Raw genomic sequence first — 17,996 nt, forward strand, 5'->3', positions numbered from 1 at the left:
AGGGGGTTCGGACGATTGCGAGAAGGCTTCTCTCCATGGCGAAGATCTACCGTGACGGTCGCGTCTATCCGAAAGTCGACCGGCGCACGTGACGGTCGAGAGCGTAGACGCCGGGTCGCCGACGCCGCCGCTTCCGCCGGGAGACGGGGAGCCGTCGAGCCCGTGGGGCATCCGCGATTTCCGGCTGCTGTGGCTGGGCCGGGTGGTCGCCGTGCTGGGCATCCAGATCCAGTCGTCGGCCCTGCTGTGGCAGGTCTATGAGATCGCGCGGCGGGACCATCCTATCGCGGAGGCCAGCCTGTATCTGGGCCTCGTGGGGCTGGTGCAGTTCCTGCCGCTGCTGGCGTTCACCCTGCCGGCCGGGGCGATGGCCGACCGGCGCGACCGCAAGACGACGGTGGCCATTTCGATTTTGGTCGAGGCGATGTGCGCCGGCGGCTTCCTGCTGATGGCGCTGCACGGCTCGCCGCCGCTGTGGGGGCTGTTGGCGGTGGCGGCCCTGTTCGGGGCGGCGCGGGCGTTTCTGGCACCGGCCAGTCAGGCCTTCCTGCCGATGGTGGTCGGGCGACGGGCCCTGCCGCCGGCCATCGCGGCCCAGTCGATCGCCTTCCAGACCGGCGCCATCGCCGGACCGGCGCTGGGCGGGGTGATCGTCGGCATCAATGTGCCGCTGGCCTATGCGGCGGCGATGGGCCTGTTCTTCGTCGGCATCGGTTGCTTCCTGCTGATCCGCACCAGCGGCCGGCCGCGTCAGGTCGAGGGCGGGCTGTCGCCGATGGAGTCGGTCAAGGAGGGGCTGGCCTATGTGTGGAAGACCAGGATCGTGCTGGGGGCCATATCGCTGGACCTGATCGTGGTGCTGCTGGCCGGGGTGGCGCTGCTGACACCGATCTTCGCGCGGGACATCCTGCACGTCGGGCCGGAAGGGTTCGGCCTGCTGAGGGCCTCGTTCGGGGTCGGGGCGCTGGGCATGGCCATCTATCTGAGCCGCTTCCCGATCGTCCGGCATGGCGGGCGCTGGATGTTCGCGGCGGTGGCGGTGTTCGGCCTGTGCACCCTGACCTTCGGCCTGTCGAAGGCGGCCTGGCTGTCGGGTCTGGTGCTGCTGATCGGCGGGGCGGCGGACATGGTCAGCGTCAACATCCGCCAGACCCTGATCCAGCTGGCGACGCCGGATCACATGCGCGGCCGGGTCAGTTCGGTGTCGATGCTGTTCATCGGGGCGTCCAACGAGCTGGGCGAGGCCTATTCCGGCGTGGCGGTGCGGCTGCTCGGGCCGGTCGGGGCGGCGGTGTTCGGCGGCTTCGGGGCGCTGGCGGCGACGGGGATCTGGGCGAAGCTGTTCCCCGGCCTGCGCAAGGCCGACCGGCTGGATTGATCAGTCGGACAGGCCGGGCTTGCCGCGGCCGCTCTTGATGGTGGCGCGCTTGGCCTTGCCCTCGAGACGGCGCTCCTTCGACGCGCGGGTCGGGCGGGTCGGGACGCGATAGACCGGGGCGACCGAGGCCTTGTCGACCATGGCCTGCAACCGTTCGATGGCGTCGGCCCGGTTGCGCTCCTGGGTGCGGAAGCGGACGGCGGTGATGACGATGACGCCATCGAGGGTCAGGCGGCTGCCGGCCAGCTTCATCAGCCGCGCCTTGGCCGCTTCGGTCAGGGACGGGGAGTTGCGCACGTCGAAGCGCATCTGCACCGCCGTGGCGACCTTGTTGACGTTCTGGCCGCCGGGGCCGCCGGCGCGGAAGAAGCGGAATTCCAGCTCGCTTTCGGGGATGACGGTCATCGGACCGCCCGCTTGGCGATGACCACGGCGCGGTCGAGCGCCTGGAGGAAGGCCGAGCGGTCCTTCGGGCCGAACGGCGGGGGACCCGAGGTGGCGACGCCCATCGAGCGCAGGTGTTCGCCGACCATCCGCCCGGCGAGGGCGGAGCCGATCGAGTCGGGGGTGAAGGGCTGGCCGTTCGACTTCAGCGCCTGGGCGCCGGCCTGCAGGCAGCGGTCGGCCAGCGGGATGTCCTGGGTGACGACGATGTCGCCCGGCCCGGCCCGTTCGGCGATCCAGTCGTCGGCGACGTCGGCACCTGAATCGACGACGATCTGCTCGATCCACGGATCCCGGCGGGTGTTGATCCAGCCGTTGGAGACCACGAAGACCTTGAGGCCGTAACCTTCGGCGACGCGATAGACCTCGTCCTTCACCGGGCAGGCGTCGGCGTCGATGAAGATGCGGGGCGCGGTCATGGCCGGGACTGACTGTCCGGTTCCGGGCTTGATGTCAAAGCGCGGGTCCGCCGCGAAAAATTCGGTATGGCGGAGTCGGCAGAGTCGGCGCCGAAATTCGTTGTGTCAGAGTCGGCAGAGTCTACATCGTCGGGCCTTGGGCGGTGCGGCGGAGATGCGATTGTCAAAGACCATGGCCTGCCGACATCGAGAACGTGGATCCGACGCCCTCCCCACCGACGGGATGCCCCTATCCTAAACCCCCTCCGCCATGGGGCGGGTTCAGGACGCTGTCATGGAGACGATATGCCGGGAAAACAGCGGCTTGGGCGATTTCAATATGCGGGTTGGCGGCGGATTTGCAGCGCAGCAATTGGTGGTGCGCTTCCTTCTCCCCTTGAGGGAGAAGGTGGGCCGGAGGCCCGGATGAGGGGGCTGCGTCCGCTTCTTCTATGCTGAACCGTCAGCGGCTTGCCGGACGAAGGTGTGTCTCACCCCTCATCCGCCCCCTCCGGGGGCACCCGTCGTCGGGTCGCAGGCGACCCTCCTCCACCCTCAAGGGGAGAAGGGCTCCGCCAGCTACCCTACTGGCAGGCGAGGCACTCGTCGTAGTCGGTGCGGGCGGCGCTGAAGAGATCGGGCTGGTTGGGGTCGATCTCGGCCTCGACCTTGTCCTCGGCGCCGGCGAAGGCGGCGCGCTGCACCGACTTGGAGCGCAGGTAGTAGAGCGACTTCACGCCGGTCTCCCACGCGCGCCAGTGCAGCATGTGCAGGTCCCATTTGTCGACGTCGCCCGGGATGAACAGGTTGATCGACTGGGCCTGGCAGATCTCGGGGGCGCGGTCGGCCGACAGTTCGACGACCCAGCGCTGGTCCAGCTCGAAGGCGGTCTTGAAGATGGCCTTCTCGTCGTCGCTGAGCTGGTCGAGGTGCTGGACCGAGCCTTCGTGTTCGAGGATCGAGTTCCAGACTTCCGTGGTGTCGATGCCCTTCTGGCCGAGCACCTTCTCCAGATAGGGGTTCTTGACCGCGAAGGAGCCGGACAGGGTCTTGTGGGTGTAGATGTTGGCCGGGATCGGCTCGATGCCGGCGGACGTACCGCCGCAGATGATCGAGATCGAGGCGGTCGGGGCGATGGCCAGCTTGTGGCTGAAGCGCTCCATGACGCCGCGCTCGGCGGCGTCTTCGCAGGCGCCCTTCTCCTCGGCGAGCAGGCGGCTGGCCTTGTCGGCCTCGCGGCGCAGGTGTTTGAACAGCCGCATGTTCCACGACTTGGCCATGGCGGATTCGAAAGCGACGCCCTGGGCCTGGAGGAAGGAGTGGAAGCCCATCAGGCCAAGGCCGACCGAGCGCTCGCGCCTGGCGGAGTAGACGGCCGCGGCCATGGCCGGCGGGGCGCGACGGATGAAGTCTTCCAGCACATTGTCGAGGAAGCGCATCACGTCCTCGATGAACTGGGGCTCCTCGCGCCATTCGAGGAAGGTCTCGGCGTTGACCGAGCTCAGGCAGCAAACCGCGGTGCGATCGACGCCGAGGTGGTCGCGACCGGTGTGGAGGGTGATTTCCGAGCACAGATTGGACTGTTTGACCGACAGGCCGAGGTCGCGCTGATGCTGCGGCATCTGGCGGTTCACGGTGTCGGAGAAGATCAGATAGGGCTCGCCGGTCTGCAGGCGGATCTCGAGGATCTTCTGCCACAGGGTGCGGGCGTCGACCGTCTTCATCACCTCTTTCGACTTGGGCGACAGCAGGTTGAAGGTCTTGCCGTCGCGAACCGCCTCCATGAATTCGTCGGTGATGTTGATGCCGTGGTGCAGGTTCAGGGACTTGCGGTTGAAGTCGCCCGAGGGTTTGCGGATCTCGAGGAATTCCTCGATCTCGGGGTGGTGGACGTCGAGGTAGACGGCCGCCGAGCCGCGGCGCAGCGAGCCCTGGCTGATGGCGAGGGTCAGGGAGTCCATGACGCGGATGAAGGGGATGATGCCCGAGGTCTGGCCCGCGCCCTTGACCTTCTCGCCGATGGAGCGGACGCCGCCCCAGTAGGTGCCGATGCCGCCGCCGTTCGAGGCGAGGGCGACGTTCTCGTTCCAGACGCTCTGGATGCCGTCGAGGCTGTCGCCGACCGAGTTGAGGAAGCAGGAGATGGGCAGGCCGCGATCGGCGCCGCCGTTGGACAGCACCGGGGTGGCCGGCATGAACCACAGCTTCGACATATAGTCGTAGACGCGCTGGGCGTGTTCGGCGTCGTCGGCATAGGCGTTGGCCACGCGGGCGAACATGTCCTGGTAGGACTCGCCGGCCAGCAGGTAGCGGTCTTCCAGCGTCTTCTTGCCGAAGTCGGTGAGCAGGTCGTCGCGCGAGCGGTCGATCTGGATCGAGGGCACCACCTTCAGATGGGGTCGGTCAGCGGCGTCCGCGGCCGCAACCGTCTGGAAATCCACTGTCTTCAACGCTTCGCCGCCGGCCATAATGGTCACTGCCCTGAACTGATCGATTTAAGTCGTTCGCGCCGGTGACCACATCATCTAGTGGCCGAAGCGCTCCCCAAGCCAACATATGGGGCGCAGATGGCTAACGACCCGTCAACGGGGTTGACGATCACTTTGTGAGCGAATCACGTTCAAGGCGGGGGATGAGCCTGTGGACAGGCCGCGACGGCGGGATGACGGGGGCGCGACGGACGGGCCAGATTTTCGATCACGAACGCGTGAGGGGAACGTCCCGCAAGCGGGACCGTTCCGGCCCCATGAACCCCGACCGGATCGTCGCCTTCGGCCGTCGCGCCCTGCGTATCGCACGCACGGAGATCGCCGCGGTCAGCGCCCTGTTCATCATCACGCTGGGGGTGATGATCTTCGTCGAACTGGCCGACGACATGACCGAGGCGGACGGCCGGCCCTTTGACCAGGCGGTGCTGGCGGCGATGCGGCCGGGCGCGATGATCGACCCCTGGGGGCCAGGCTGGCTGGAAGAGGCGGCCATGGACCTGACCGCCCTCGGCGGGATCGCGGTGCTGGGACTGTTCGCCGTGGCGACGATCGGTTTCCTGATCCTGCAGCGCAAGCGGCTGTCGGCCCTGCTGCTGGCGGTGGGCCTGGCCGGCGGGGTGGCGCTGAGCGAGGGGCTGAAGGCGGTGTTCGGACGCGAGCGGCCGCCGGAGGAACTGCAGGCGGTGGAGACGCTGAACGCCAGCTTTCCCTCGGGGCACAGCCTCCTGTCGGCGGTCTTCTATCTGAGCATCGGAGTGATGCTGACCCGGGCGTTCCGGCAGAAGCGGTTCAAGGCCTATGTGATCGGGGTGGCGGTGCTGCTGACCCTGATCGTCGGGCTGACCCGGGTCTATCTGGCGGCGCACTGGGCCACCGACGTGCTGGCCGGCTGGAGCGTCGGCGCGGCTTGGGCCATGGCCCTGTGGCTGGTCGCCTATGCGGTGCAGCGGCGCCAGCAGGGCCATCCGCAGGAGCCGCATGTGCTGCCGGTGGACGAGGGGTAGGTGCTGGGGCTTAGGGCTTAGGGAGTAGGGCTTAGGGAGTAGGGAGTAGGGAGTAGGGAGCAGGGAGCAGGGAGCAGGTGTCGGGTTCGAGGGATGCCCCCCAAGCCCTAAGCCCCAAGCCCCAAGCCCCAAGCCCCAAGCCCCAAGCCCCAAGCCCCAAGCCCCAAGCCCCAAGCCCTAAGCCCTAAGCCCTAGGCCCAACGACCTCGTCTTCAGCCGCCGAACTCGAGGTCCTTTCGGGCCGAGATGATGGTGACGATGAAGCCGGCGAGGACGTCGAGCATGACCATGGTCAGGATCAGGAAGAAGGTCGAGGTGGCGAAGCCCTTGATCAGCAGGAAGGCGACCAGGCAGGCCACGAACAGGATCATCGACAGGGCGTGATTGACGATGGCGACCTTCTGGCTGGAGGTCGATTTGAGCAGTTCGAAGAACAGCAGGATCAGGGCCAGGAAGAGGATAATGTCGCCGCTGCCGATGGTCCAGCCGCCACCCGAGACCATAGGAATGGTGACGATGGGTTCCCGCAGCGCCTGCTCGGCGGCCGGCACGCCGCCGGTCCCCACGACGCCGGTCAGGATGACGACGGCGTAGATGGCGACGGGGATGACGAGCAGCGGCAGGGCGATCAGCATGGCTGGGGCTCCATTGCGGGCGGGCGCGGCGAGGCGATACGGCCGCGCTTGTTAACGATGAATACCTGTGTTCGCTCCGGACCGCCACGGTTGCTCGCCTGAAGCGAAATCGGTCTTGATGGACGCCGTCCATCAAGGCTCAGATTGCGCTCCAGATTGAACGTGGACCATTTTCTGGATTCTGATCGAAAGATCAGAAGCAAAAATGGTCTGCAGGCGAGTCCGTCAGTATTCGGAAACGCCGCCGGGGCGGCGCGCGCGCGATTTCAACCACATCACGCCCAACAGGTCGGACAGGGAGGCCATCAGCCGTCCCCAGTTGGTGTATTTCGAGCGGCCGGTCTCGCGGTGGCGGTGGTCCACGTCGAGGTAGAGGTTGCGGTAGCCCTCGCGGATCATCAGCGCCGGCAGATAGCGGTGGAGGTGATCGAAATAGGGGAGCTGCAGAAACGCCTCTCGGCGGAAGGCCTTGAGGCCGCAGCCGGTGTCGTCGGCGTCGTCGGACAGCAGGCGGCGGCGGATGCGGTTGGCCCAGCGCGAGGCCCAGCGCTTGGCCCCGGTGTCCTGGCGTTTCGCCCGGACGCCGCCGACCAGGGCCACATCGGGCGGCGAGGCGGCGAGCAGGTCGGCCAATTTCGGGGCGTCGGCGGGCGGGTTCTGACCGTCGCCGTCGAGGGTCACGACGATGGGACCGCGAGCGGCCAGCACGCCGGTGCGCACGGCGCGGCTCTGGCCGGCGTTGGCGGCGTGGCCGAGCACGCGCAGGGCCGGCAGTTCGGCCATCAGGGCGCGCAGCTCGGCGAGGGTGCCGTCCTTCGAGGCGTCGTCGACGAAGACCATCTCGTAGGACCGGCCGGCGAAGGCGGCGGCGATCTCGCGCGCCAGCGGGCCGGCGGCGCCTTCCTCGTCATGAACGGGAACGACGACTGAGATGTCGGGGGTGGCTGCGATCATCCCGGCTGTCTAGCCGAGTTCGCAGGACAGCGGGAGGGCGCGGGGGCGCGGTGGAGCGGGGACGATGACGCAAGGCGGAACCGCGTGATAGGAAGGGAGCCATGATGCGCCCCGACCTCGACCGATTCATCGCCGGCTGGCGGGGCCCCACGCTGGCGGCCCTGATCGCCCTGCTCGCCGGCCTGCCGGTGCTGATGCTGCTGCCGCCACTGGACCGCGACGAGAGCCGCTACGCCCAGGCCACCTCGCAGATGCTCGAGGACAGGGATTTCGTCGACATCCGCTTCCAGGACGATCCGCGCTGGAAGAAGCCGGTCGGCATCTACTGGATGCAGGCGGCGGCGGTGGCGGTGACCTCCAGCGTCGAGAATCGCGACATCCAGCCGTACCGCATCCCGTCGATTCTCGGGGCCATGCTGGCGGCGGCGGCCTGCGCCTGGGCCGGGGCGGCGATGTTCGGCCAGAGGGCGGGGTTCCTGGCGGGGGCCATGCTGGGAGCGACCTTCCTGCTGTCGACCGAGGCGGGGATCGCCAAGACCGACGCGGTGCTGTGCGGGGCGGTGACCCTGGCCATGGCCGGGTTGGCGCGAATCTATCTGGCGACGCGGGCCGGAGAGGCGCCGCGACGGCCGCACAAGCTGGCCTTCTGGCTCGGCGTCGGCCTGTCGATCCTGATCAAGGGACCGATCGGCCTGATCGTGGTGGTCCCGGCCATACTGGCGCTGTCGGTATGGGACCGGGATGTGAAATGGCTGGCCCGGCTGGGCTGGGGCTGGGGCCTGCCGCTGGTCGCCCTGATCGTCGGGCCGTGGGCCATCGCCATCACCATCGCCACCGACGGCGGTTTCTGGCGCGAGGCCGTGGCCGGGGACCTGGCGCCGAAGATCGCCGGGGGGCACGAGAGCCACGGGGCGCCGCCGGGATACTATCTGCTCGGCGCGCTGGTGATGTTCTTCCCGGCGACGCTGCTGCTGCCGGCGGCGCTGTCGACGGCGTGGAGCCGGCGGGCCGAGCCCGCGGTGCGCTTTCTGGTCTGCTGGCTGGTTCCGGCCTGGCTGATGTTCGAGCTGACCCCGACCAAGCTGGCCCACTACACCCTGCCGACCTATGGGGCGCTGGCGTTGCTGGCGGCGGCGGCCCTGACCCGGCCGATCGGGCCCGTGTCGCGCTATGCGGGGGCGGCGCTGTCGCTGGTCGGCGGTCTGGCGGTGGTGCTGATCACCGTCTACGGCCTGACCGAGTTCGGCCGGTCGACGGCGCAGGGCTGGGCCACCCTGACCATCGTCTTCGCGGCGCTGGCGGCCCTGATCGGAGCCTTCCTGCTGCTGCACCGGGCGGCGGCGACGGCGGTGGCCGTCGCGATCGCTCTCGGACTCGTGGCCCACGCCGGACTGGCGGGCACGATCCGGCAGCTCAAGCCGCTGGCTATCGCGCCCCGGCTGCAGACCGTTCTGGAGCGGGCCGACCTGCATCCGCGGCAGGGGCGGCCGGGGCCGGTGGCGATCACCGGCTTCCACGAACCGAGCTTCGTCTTCCTGACCGGGCGGGCCACCGAACTGGCCGACCCGGAACAGGCGGCGCGGGCGCTGGCGGAAGGGCGGCCGGTGATCGTCGAGGCGCGCGACGCCGACGCCTTCAGCGCCGCCTCGGCCGAGCTGGGCGTGACCGGCCGGGCCGTGGGCGTGGTCGAGGGCCACAACTATTCGCGCGGCGACGACGTCAGCCTGACCGTCTACGCGCCGGCGGGAGCCGCGCCATGAGTGGGGCCGTGAAGCGGGCGATCACCCTCGTCGAGGTCGGGCCGCGCGACGGACTGCAAAACGAGAAAGCGATCCTCGAACCCGCCGTCCGCGCTGAACTGGTGCGGCGACTGGAGGCGGCGGGCGCGCGGCGCATCGAGGCGGTCAGCTTCGTGCATCCCAAATACGTGCCGCAGATGGCCGGGGCGGAGGAGGTCATGGCGGCCCTGCCGCACGAGGCCGGGCGCAGCCGCATCGGCCTGGTGCTGAACGGCAAGGGCTACGACCGGGCGCTGGGAACCCCCGTCGACGAGGTCAATGTGGCCATGTCGGCGACCGACGGCTTCGGGCTGAAGAACCAGGGCATGGGCGTCGATCAGCAGGTGTCGATGCTGTCGGACATCCTGACCGGCCGCGCCAATTCGGAGGGCGGCGCCGGGGCCGGGCCGTCGCTGTCGGCGACCCTGAGCTGCGTCTGGGGCTGCCCGTTCGACGGCGAGGTGTCGGCGGATCAGGTGGCGGATCTCGTCGGCCGCATCGGCGAGCTGGGGGTGAGGGAGATCGCCCTGGCCGACACCATCGGGGTCGGCGATCCGTGGGCGGTGACCCGGGTGGTCGAGGCGGCGCGCAAGGCGGCGCCGGACGCCGTGCTGCGGCTGCATTTTCACGACACCCGCAACACCGGACTGGCCAACGCCTATGCGGGCGTGGAGGCGGGGGTGGACGTGCTGGACGCCTCGGTCGGCGGCATCGGCGGCTGTCCGTTCGCGCCGGGGGCGACGGGCAACATCGCGACCGAGGACCTCGTCTATATGCTGGAGCGGGCGGGTTTCGAGACCGGCTACGACCTCGACGCCCTGATCGAAACGGCGCGCTGGATCGGCGATAAGATCGGCCGACCGGCGCCGAGCGCGCTCAGCCGGGCGGGGGGATGGCCGAAGGGGTAGGGTGCGCCAACCGGCCGCCCTCAGGCCCGGGATCGGGTCGGCGGCGGTCGCTCCTATGGATAGGTCGGCCCCGCCGCGGGGACGGGGCCGGCTTCGGCGTCAGTGAACCCGTTGTTTCAGGGCGCTGATGGTGTCGTGGTCGGCCTTGACCTCGGCGTAGGCGGTGGTGACCAGCTGGCGGGCGGGCTCGGGCAGGCGGGTGTCGCGCGAGGCCTCCTCGAACTTGGCCTTGATGTGGTCCTCGCCGCGCTCGACCTCGTCGATGACGCCCTTGTCGTCGCGGCCCATCAGGTCGCCGCGCATCTCGGCGAACTTGTTGTGGATGCGGCCCATCAGGGACTGATCGTCCTCGGGCTCGCCGCCAAAGGTGCGGACCTCCTGCTGCAGGCGCCGGCACAGTTCCTCGCGCTTGCCCGCGCGCTCGGTGAACATGGTCTTGAACTCGGGATTGTCGGCCCCCTCGGCGGCGCTGCGGTAGCCGTGGGCGCTGTCCATCGTGGTCTCGATCAGGCTGTTCAGGACCTTCACGGCGCGATCATCGTGGGTGTGCATTCAAAGCTCTCCTTTGAGGTTGAGCCGCCTTAACGGGGCGGATGCCAGGCCGTTCCGACGACCCGTCTCACGATTGCGGGAGTCCTCGCCGGCGCTCGGGGTGGCGTTTGCCGGCCGGCGCCCGCAGGGTGGCGCCGCGACAGGAGGCGGCATGGGACGGCTGATCGAGGAACTGGACTATCGGCCCACGGAGATGGGGCCGTTGGTGCTGAGGCGGCGCTGGGTGGCGGCCATCGACGCCGACGTGGTCGAGGTCATTCTCGGCGACGAACATCTGATGTCGAGCCTGTTCACGGTCGGAGAGATCGAGCTGACGGTGCGCGGCCTGGCGGCGGTGAAGGGCGAGGACCTGCGCGTCCTCGTCGGCGGACTGGGGCTCGGCTATACGGCGCGCGCGGCGCTGGCCAGCCCGCGGGTCGCTTCGGTCGATGTGGTCGACGCGCTGGGGCCGGTGATCGAATGGCACCGCGCGGGGCTGGTGCCGATCGGCGACAGCCTCGGGCAGGAGCCGCGCTGCACCCTGTCGCACGGCGACTTCTTCGGCTGGTTCGACGCGCCGCGCGAGGCGGGCGACCGCTTTGACGCGGTGCTGCTCGACATCGATCATTCGCCGCGTCAGCTGCTGCATCCGGACCATGGGCGCTTCTATACGGTCGAGGGGCTGGAGCGGGTCCGGGCGGCCCTCAGCGCCCGGGGGGTGTTCGCCATGTGGTCCGACGAGGGGCCGGACGACGCGTTCATGGCCGTGCTGACGAAGGTGTTCCCGGCGGCGCGGGCGGAGGTGGTGGCGTTCGACAACCCGCTGACCGGGGGCCAGTCGACCTGCACCATCTATGTGGCGGGGCGGGAGGCGGCCTGATCCCGGGTCCGGCGCTTTTCAGCGTCTGCTCACGTTTCGCTCATGCCGCTCACGGTCGGGTCCGGCAGGGTCGGGGCGTCGATGCCACGGGAGAGACGGGATGACGATGACCAATGCGGAGCGCGACGCGCGGCTGGGCCGGTGGCTGAGGCTGCTGGTGTGGGGCGGGGCGGCGGTGGCCTGGCTCTTTCCGCTGGCGGCCAAGCTGCTGATGGCGGAGGGCATGCTGTGGACGACGTTCGACTTCATCGTCTGGGGCGTCATGCTGCTGGTCGCGGCCGCGGTGTGCGAGATCGGACTGCGGCTGTCGGGCAGCCTCGCCTGGCGCGCCGGGGTGGTGGTGGCGGCGGGGACCGCCTTTCTGATCACCTGGTCGAACCTCGCCGTGGGCATCATCGGCGACGAGAACAATCCGCTGAACCAGATCTTCTTCGGCGTCGTCGCCATCGCGCTGGCGGGGTCGTTCGTGGCGCGGTTCCGGCCGAAAGGGATGGCGCTGGCCATGCTGGTCACGGCCGTCGCCCAGTTCGCCACGGCCTTTGTGGCGCTGGCTTATGAGCCCATCGTCTTCGCCATCGTCGGGGTGTTCGCGCTGGGTTGGCTGCTGGCGGCGTGGCTGTTCCGGGAGGCGGGAAGGGCGGTGGCTTGAGCGAGGCCCGGCAGCCCCTCCACCGCTTCGCGGTCCCCCTCCCCATCGGGGATGGGGAGGAGACACGACGGCGCTACAGGTTCAGCAGCGCCGGGTCGCCGCCCTGGGCGGCGATGTTGTTGCTGATGGCCTTTTCGGCGGCGTAGCGGATCAGGCTGTAGGGGCCGCCGGCCTTGGGGCCGGTGCCGCTGAGGCCCTCGCCGCCGAACGGCTGGACGCCGACGACCGCGCCGGTGATCGAGCGGTTGATGTAGACATTGCCGGCCGGGACGAGGCGGATGACCTCGCTGGCGAAGGCCTCGATGCGGCTGTGCACGCCGAGGGTCAGGCCGAAGCCGCGCGCGGCCAGCTTGCCGGCGACCTCTTTCAGCTTCGCCGGGTCGTAGCGGTAGATGTGCAGGATCGGGCCGAAGACCTCCTTTTCGAGGAAGTCGGGGGTCTTCACCTCGGCGATGGTCGGGGCGAACAGCTCGCCGCGCTCGGAGCCGGCGGGCAGGGAGGCGCGGGCGAGGATCTTGCCCTCGCGGGACAGGCGTTTGATGTGGCTCTCCAGCATCTGGCGCGCGTCGATGTCGATGACGGGGCCGATGTCGGTGCCGGGATCGGCCGGGTCGCCCACGACCTGGGCGGCGAGGGCGCCCTTGAGCCCCTCGATGATCTGGTCGGCCGAGTCCTTGGGGATGTAGAGCATGCGCAGCGCCGAGCAGCGCTGGCCGGCGGAGCCGAAGGCCGAGAGGATGACGTCGTCGATGACCTGTTCGCGCAGGGCGGTAGTGTCGACGAACATGCCGTTCAGCCCGCCGGTCTCGGCGATGAAGGGGATGATCGGGCCGGGCCGGGCGGCCAGCGAGCGGTTGATCATGGCGGCGGTGTCGGTGCCGCCGGTAAAGGCTACGCCGTCGATGCCCGGATGGTTGACCAGGGCCGCGCCGACGGTGTCGCCCCGACCCGGCACGAGGGCCAGCAGGTCGGGGTTGAGGCCCGACTTGTGGAACAGGCGCACGGCCTCGGCGGCGACCAGCGGGGTCTGTTCGGCGGGCTTGGCCAGAACGGCGTTGCCGGCGGCGAGGGCGGCGGCGACCTGGCCGGTGAAGATGGCCAGCGGGAAATTCCACGGGCTGATGCAGGCGAAGACGCCGCGGCCGTGCAGGATCAGCTGATTGGTCTCGCCGACCGGGCCTTGCAGGGTCTCGGGACCGCCGAAGTCGCGTTCGGCCAGCACGGCGTAGTAACGGCAGAAGTCAGCGGCCTCGCGCACCTCGGCGACGCCGTCGTTCAGGGTCTTGCCGGCTTCGCGCGAGAGCAGGGCGACCAGCCGGTCGAGGTCGGCCTCGAGGGCGTCGGCCATGGCGTTGAGGACGAGCGCGCGGCGGGCCCCGCCCTGACGGTCCCAGGCGATCTGGGCCTTGCCGGCGGCGGCGATGGCCGCGTCGATCTCGGCCTCGGTGGCTTCCGAGACGTGGCCAAGCACCTGGTTGATGTCGAACGGGTTGGTGACGTCCTGCGGATTGGTCCCGGCGCGCAGCATGCCGCCGATGATCGGTCCGGAGGTCAGTTTCTCGCGGTCGACCAGTTCCAGCGCCTGGGCGTGGCGTTCGCGGTCCTCCAGCCGGCTGTAGTCGCGGCCAAGGGAGTTCTGCCTGTCCGTGTACATGTTCTGGGGCGCCGGGATTCTGGAGTGACGGTCGGGGTGAGCCTCGACCTGGAGGATGGGATCAGCCGCGACGGTCGCGGCGGGCACGCGTTCGTCCAGCAGGGCATGGACGAAGGAGGAGTTGGCGCCGTTCTCGAGCAGCCGGCGCACCAGATAGGGCAGCAGCTCCTCATGACCGCCGACGGGGGCGTAGCCGCGCACCACGAAACGGTCCTCGGCCCACATTTGCTCCGCCGCCTCGTACAGGGCCTCGCCCATGCCGTGCAGACGCTGGAACTCGACCCGGACCTTCGAGGCGCGGGCCATGTGCTGGACCGCCGCCAGCGAGACGGCGTTGTGGGTGGCGAACTGGCCGTACAGGTGCGGATCGGCGTCGAGAATGTCGCGGGCGCAGACCAGATAGTTGAGATCGGTGGCGGCCTTGGTGGTGAACACCGGATAGTCGGGACGGCCCATGACCTGGGCGCGTTTGATCTCGGTGTCCCAATAGGCGCCCTTGACCAGCCGGACCATCAGTCGGCGGCCGGAGACCCTGGCCAGTTCGGCGACGCGGGCGATGACCTCGGGAGCGCGCTTCTGATAGGCCTGAACAGCGAGGCCGAGGCCCTTCCAATCACCGAGGTCGGGGTCGTGGGCGAGGGCGTCGAGCAGCTTCAGCGATAGGGCCAGCCGGTCGGACTCCTCGGCGTCCATGCAGAAGTTGATGTCATAGCTCGCGGCGATCAGCGCCAGCCGCTTGACCCTCGGATAGAGCTCGGCCCAGACGCGGGCCTCCTGGGTCGCCTCGTAGCGGGGCGACAGGGCCGACAGTTTGACCGAGACGCCGTGACCGGTCATCGGCCCCTGCATCTCCTTGCGTTCGGGGATGGCCTTGCCGACGCCGTGAATGGCCTGGGCGTAGACGGTCTCGTAGCGTTCGGCGTCGGCGACGGTGCGGGCGCCCTCGCCGAGCATGTCGAAACTGCACAGCCATTCTTCGCGATTGGCGCGTCTCAGGGCCCCCTTGATGGTGCGGCCGACCACGAACTGCTCGCCCATCATGCGGACGGCGGCGGCGACCGCCTGCCGGATCACCGGCTCGCCGATGCGGCCGGCTACGCGGCGCACGAAGCCGGGCAGGTCGCGGCGGGCGTCCTCGTCGACGTCGACCAGCTTGCCGGTCAGCATCAGGCCCCAGGTCGAGGCGTTGACGAACAGGTTGTCGGACTGGCCGAGGTGGGAGGCCCAGTCGGACGAACCGATCTTCTCGGCGATCAGCTTGTCGCGCGTGTCCTCGTCGGGGATGCGCAGCAGGGCCTCGGCGAGGCACATCAGGGCGAGCCCCTCGCGGGTGCCGAGCGAGAATTCCTGCAGGAAGCTCTCGACCACGCCTTCGCGCTTCTGCGTTTCCCGCGCCAATTCGACCAGGTCGATGGCCTGGGCGACGACCGCCTCGCGCTCGGCGGCGCTCAACGGCACGCGGGCCAGCAGTCCGCGCACGACCTCGCCCTCGTCGGCGTATTTGCCGTGGTCGAGGGCGTCCCAGTCCTGGGTCAGGGGGGGCGGCGGGAAGACGTGTGCGTTCATGGGGCGCGTCTAGCTCGTTTTTCCGCCGAACGGGAGAGGGTGCGGCGTCTCGCCAAGCCAGTTCCAAACCGCTAGATCAGTTCCCCGATCAACGGCGGAGCCTTTCGGCTACATGCGCATCGTTCTGGCCACAGACGCCTGGGAGCCCCAGGTCAACGGCGTCGTCCGCACCCTGACCCGGACCATCGCGGAATGCCGCGGCATGGGTCATGAGGTCGAGGTCATCGAACCCAGCCAGTTCAAGACCATCCCCTGCCCGACCTATCCGGAGATCCGGCTGGCGCTGGGGGCGGAGGAGGAGATCCGCGAGCGGCTGCGGGCGTTCGAGCCGGAGGCGGTGCATATCGCCACCGAGGGCCCGATCGGCATCGCCACACGGCGCATCTGCGTGGAATGGAAGCTGCCGTTCACGACCAGCTACCACACCAAATTCCCCGAGTACGTCTCGGCCCGGTTCCCGATCCCGGTGCAGGTCGGCTACGCCTATATGAAGTGGTTCCACAAGCCGTCGGGACGGCTGATGGTGGCCACGCCGACCTTGCGCGACGAGCTGTTGACGCACGGGTTCCGGAACGTCTCGCCGTGGTCGCGGGGCGTCGACACGGAACAGTTCAACCCGGACCTGCCGCGCATCTATGACGAGATGGGCGGCAAGGACTGGCCGCGGCCGTTCTGGCTGAACGTCGGCCGGGTGGCGGTCGAGAAGAATATCGAGGCCTTCCTCAGCACCGATCTGCCGGGGACCAAGATCGTCGTCGGCGACGGCCCGGCGCGGGCCGAGCTGGAGGAGAAATACCCGGAGGCCAAATTCCTCGGGGCGAAATTCGGCGAGGACCTGGCCCGCTGCTTCCGGGACGCCGACGTCTTCGTCTTCCCCAGCTGGACCGACACCTTCGGCCTGGTGATTCTGGAGGCCATGGCCACGGGCACGCCGGTCGCGGCCTATCCGGCGCACGGGCCGATCGACATCATTCCGGGCTCGGACGCCGGGGCCATCGACAAGGACCTGCGCGTGGCCTGTCTGGAGGCGTTGAAGTGCGACCGGCGCGCGGTGCGGGCCTATGCGGAAAAATTCAGCTGGCGCGCCTCGGCCGAGCAGTTCGTCGAGAACCTGCAGCCCTATCCCGAGCCGGAGCGCGGGCGGTTCTGGCGGCGGCTCCGCCGGATCGCGCGGCTGCGGAAGAAGGCGGCGGCTTGATGGGGGCTAGGGTCTAGGGTCTAGGTTCTAGCGAGCTTTGGAGCAGGTTCGGATGGCCTTCGACCGCTCCCAAATCCCTAGCCCCAAATCCCTAGCCCCAAATCCCTAGCCCCCAGCCCCTAGCCCCCAGCCCCTAGAAGTCGAACTGCGCCCGGAACTGCAGGGTCTGGACGTCGACGTCCGAGGCGGCGACCTGGGCCTTGTTTTTGGCGTCGGTGTAGTTGGCCATGAAGCGCACGCGCGAGACCGGGTACCAGGTGGCCCCGACGGTGACGGCGGAGTATTCGCCGGCCGTGGCCACGCCGGCGAAATCGGTCAGGTCGGCCGCGTCGTAGCGGAGCCCCAGCTCGACGGCCCCCAGGCCGCCCTTGCCCAGCGGTTCGCGGATGCTGACCCGGTCGAACTTGCCGTCGGCGGCCTTGTACTTGCGCTGTTCGCCGGTCGGGAAGAAGGAGGCGAAGACGTAGTATGCGTCCGCCCGGGCCGAGCCGCCGCCGGTCAGGTCGGCGTCGATGCTCGCCCATTCGCCCTGCAGCGAGAAGGAGCGCCAGACCCCGGCGGCTTCGAGCCCGATGGCGGTGTCGCCGTCACCGGCGCCAAGCGGCGAGGAGCCGGCGTCGGTGTAGCGGTCGCCGAAATTGGTGTTGTTGCGGACGCGGTAGCGGAAGGGGGTGTCGTCACGCCGGTCGCGGTCGCGGGCCCAGACGCCGAGGTGAATATTGGTGTCGTCGCTGACGACCGGAGCGAAGTGGGCGCGGGCGAAGACGCCGCGCTGCTCGTCGCCATCGCCCGGCGCGCCCGCGTTGACCGAGTCGCCGTGGACGCCGCCCGTGACGGACCAGTTGTCCCCGCCGGTGCGCGCGGCGAAGGTCATGACCCGACCGCCGTCGATCAGGTCATTGAGCGGCCCTCTCTCCATGAAGGTCGTGTACCGCGCCGACGTCACGTTCTCGAGCGACAGACTCTTGAAATTGCCGACGGTGAAGGCGGTGTGATCGCCGGGTGCGTACTGGACGTAGAGGTCCTCCCAATTCGATTCACCGTTGGTGAAATTGGCTTCGGCGACGTAGCTCCACTGATCGCCAAACGTCCCCTGCACGCCGATGCGGGCGGTGCGGAAACGGTCCTCGGAGGCGCGGAAGTCGGCGCCGACGGCGCGGTCCACATCCTGGTCGACGTAGTCGGCGAAGACCCGGCCCCGGAGCTTCATCGTGAAGTCGCCCCATTTGAATTCGGGGGCGCCCTTCCATGTGACGGTGGCGGGCTGGGAGTCCTGGGCGAGGGTCGAGCCGGCCGTAAGCGAGAGGGCGGCGGCGAGCGCGGCGCCCGCCAGCAGGGAGTGTTGTCGCACGGAGAGAATCCTTCGGTTGCCTGGCCGACCGGATGCGGTCTGTCAGGCGCCGGAGTATCTGCGCCGCGCGACAATTCCGCTGTGATCCGGCGACGATACGGTGAGATTGCGGTGACGCTTATCCGACCGGGACGCCTCGGTCTCGTGACACTTCCCCGGAGGAATTATGACAGCGGCGG

15 protein-coding genes are annotated in these 17,996 nt (G+C 69.1%); 7 read left to right on the forward strand and 8 right to left on the reverse strand.

The window, feature by feature from the left end:
- The first annotated feature begins 88 nt into the window (after nucleotides 1-88).
- The gene (locus HNQ67_RS12570; RefSeq protein ID WP_425486349.1) at nucleotides 89-1,378 is read left to right on the forward strand and encodes an MFS transporter; all 1,290 of its coding nucleotides are present in this window, start codon (nucleotides 89-91) and stop codon (nucleotides 1,376-1,378) included.
- On the opposite strand, the gene arfB is transcribed toward HNQ67_RS12570, so the two are convergent.
- From arfB to HNQ67_RS12585, 3 genes are all read right to left on the reverse strand, one after another.
- Nucleotides 1,379-1,783 carry an alternative ribosome rescue aminoacyl-tRNA hydrolase ArfB gene (gene arfB / locus HNQ67_RS12575; RefSeq protein ID WP_183255979.1) on the reverse strand — a complete coding sequence of 135 codons (405 nt, stop codon included), beginning with the start codon at nucleotides 1,781-1,783 and terminating at the stop codon, nucleotides 1,379-1,381.
- Nucleotides 1,780-2,241 carry a YaiI/YqxD family protein gene (locus HNQ67_RS12580; RefSeq protein ID WP_183255981.1) on the reverse strand — a complete coding sequence of 154 codons (462 nt, stop codon included), beginning with the start codon at nucleotides 2,239-2,241 and terminating at the stop codon, nucleotides 1,780-1,782. Before HNQ67_RS12580 ends, arfB begins: the two co-directional genes overlap by 4 nt.
- A 563-nt stretch (nucleotides 2,242-2,804) precedes the next feature.
- A complete protein-coding gene (locus HNQ67_RS12585; RefSeq protein ID WP_183256138.1) occupies nucleotides 2,805-4,688 on the reverse strand; it encodes a ribonucleoside-diphosphate reductase subunit alpha in 1,884 nt (627 codons plus the stop codon).
- Nucleotides 4,689-4,852: 164 nt separating this feature from the next.
- Between HNQ67_RS12585 and HNQ67_RS12590 the strand changes: the two genes are divergently transcribed.
- Complete coding sequence (locus tag HNQ67_RS12590) at nucleotides 4,853-5,713, forward strand: phosphatase PAP2 family protein (RefSeq protein ID WP_343054922.1); 861 nt, start codon at nucleotides 4,853-4,855, stop codon at nucleotides 5,711-5,713.
- A gap of 212 nt (nucleotides 5,714-5,925) precedes the next feature.
- Here the strand turns inward: HNQ67_RS12590 and HNQ67_RS12595 are convergent, their stop codons facing one another.
- Both HNQ67_RS12595 and HNQ67_RS12600 read right to left on the reverse strand, forming a co-directional pair.
- A complete protein-coding gene (locus tag HNQ67_RS12595) occupies nucleotides 5,926-6,348 on the reverse strand; it encodes a hypothetical protein (protein ID WP_183255983.1) in 423 nt (140 codons plus the stop codon).
- A gap of 225 nt (nucleotides 6,349-6,573) precedes the next feature.
- Nucleotides 6,574-7,302: a glycosyltransferase family 2 protein gene (locus HNQ67_RS12600; protein WP_183255985.1), complete on the reverse strand. Its 729-nt coding sequence runs from the start codon at nucleotides 7,300-7,302 to the stop codon at nucleotides 6,574-6,576.
- Between the two features lie 101 nt (nucleotides 7,303-7,403).
- Between HNQ67_RS12600 and HNQ67_RS12605 the strand changes: the two genes are divergently transcribed.
- Both HNQ67_RS12605 and HNQ67_RS12610 read left to right on the forward strand, forming a co-directional pair.
- A complete protein-coding gene (locus HNQ67_RS12605; RefSeq protein WP_183255987.1) occupies nucleotides 7,404-9,062 on the forward strand; it encodes an ArnT family glycosyltransferase in 1,659 nt (552 codons plus the stop codon).
- On the forward strand, nucleotides 9,059-9,988 hold the full coding sequence (locus tag HNQ67_RS12610) for a hydroxymethylglutaryl-CoA lyase (protein ID WP_221247896.1): 930 nt from the start codon (nucleotides 9,059-9,061) through the stop codon (nucleotides 9,986-9,988). The genes HNQ67_RS12605 and HNQ67_RS12610 overlap by 4 nt, the downstream gene beginning before the upstream one ends.
- A gap of 99 nt (nucleotides 9,989-10,087) precedes the next feature.
- On the opposite strand, the gene HNQ67_RS12615 is transcribed toward HNQ67_RS12610, so the two are convergent.
- A complete protein-coding gene (locus HNQ67_RS12615; protein WP_183255990.1) occupies nucleotides 10,088-10,540 on the reverse strand; it encodes a PA2169 family four-helix-bundle protein in 453 nt (150 codons plus the stop codon).
- 151 nt (nucleotides 10,541-10,691) lie between these two features.
- Between HNQ67_RS12615 and HNQ67_RS12620 the strand changes: the two genes are divergently transcribed.
- Together HNQ67_RS12620 and HNQ67_RS12625 are read left to right on the forward strand one after the other, a co-directional pair.
- The gene (locus HNQ67_RS12620) at nucleotides 10,692-11,399 is read left to right on the forward strand and encodes a spermidine synthase family protein (RefSeq protein ID WP_183255992.1); all 708 of its coding nucleotides are present in this window, start codon (nucleotides 10,692-10,694) and stop codon (nucleotides 11,397-11,399) included.
- Nucleotides 11,400-11,499: 100 nt separating this feature from the next.
- Nucleotides 11,500-12,048, forward strand: coding sequence for a hypothetical protein (locus tag HNQ67_RS12625; RefSeq protein ID WP_183255994.1), 549 nt, complete (start codon nucleotides 11,500-11,502; stop codon nucleotides 12,046-12,048).
- 73 nt (nucleotides 12,049-12,121) lie between these two features.
- Here the strand turns inward: HNQ67_RS12625 and putA are convergent, their stop codons facing one another.
- Nucleotides 12,122-15,268 carry a bifunctional proline dehydrogenase/L-glutamate gamma-semialdehyde dehydrogenase PutA gene (gene putA, locus HNQ67_RS12630; RefSeq protein WP_183255996.1) on the reverse strand — a complete coding sequence of 1,049 codons (3,147 nt, stop codon included), beginning with the start codon at nucleotides 15,266-15,268 and terminating at the stop codon, nucleotides 12,122-12,124.
- Nucleotides 15,269-15,380: 112 nt separating this feature from the next.
- Between putA and HNQ67_RS12635 the strand changes: the two genes are divergently transcribed.
- A complete protein-coding gene (locus HNQ67_RS12635) occupies nucleotides 15,381-16,466 on the forward strand; it encodes a glycosyltransferase family 4 protein (protein WP_183255998.1) in 1,086 nt (361 codons plus the stop codon).
- Nucleotides 16,467-16,599: 133 nt separating this feature from the next.
- On the opposite strand, the gene HNQ67_RS12640 is transcribed toward HNQ67_RS12635, so the two are convergent.
- The gene (locus HNQ67_RS12640) at nucleotides 16,600-17,817 is read right to left on the reverse strand and encodes a porin (RefSeq protein ID WP_183256000.1); all 1,218 of its coding nucleotides are present in this window, start codon (nucleotides 17,815-17,817) and stop codon (nucleotides 16,600-16,602) included.
- Nucleotides 17,818-17,996 lie beyond the last annotated feature (179 nt).

This window comes from Brevundimonas basaltis (assembly GCF_014202075.1).
GTDB lineage: Bacteria > Pseudomonadota > Alphaproteobacteria > Caulobacterales > Caulobacteraceae > Brevundimonas > Brevundimonas basaltis.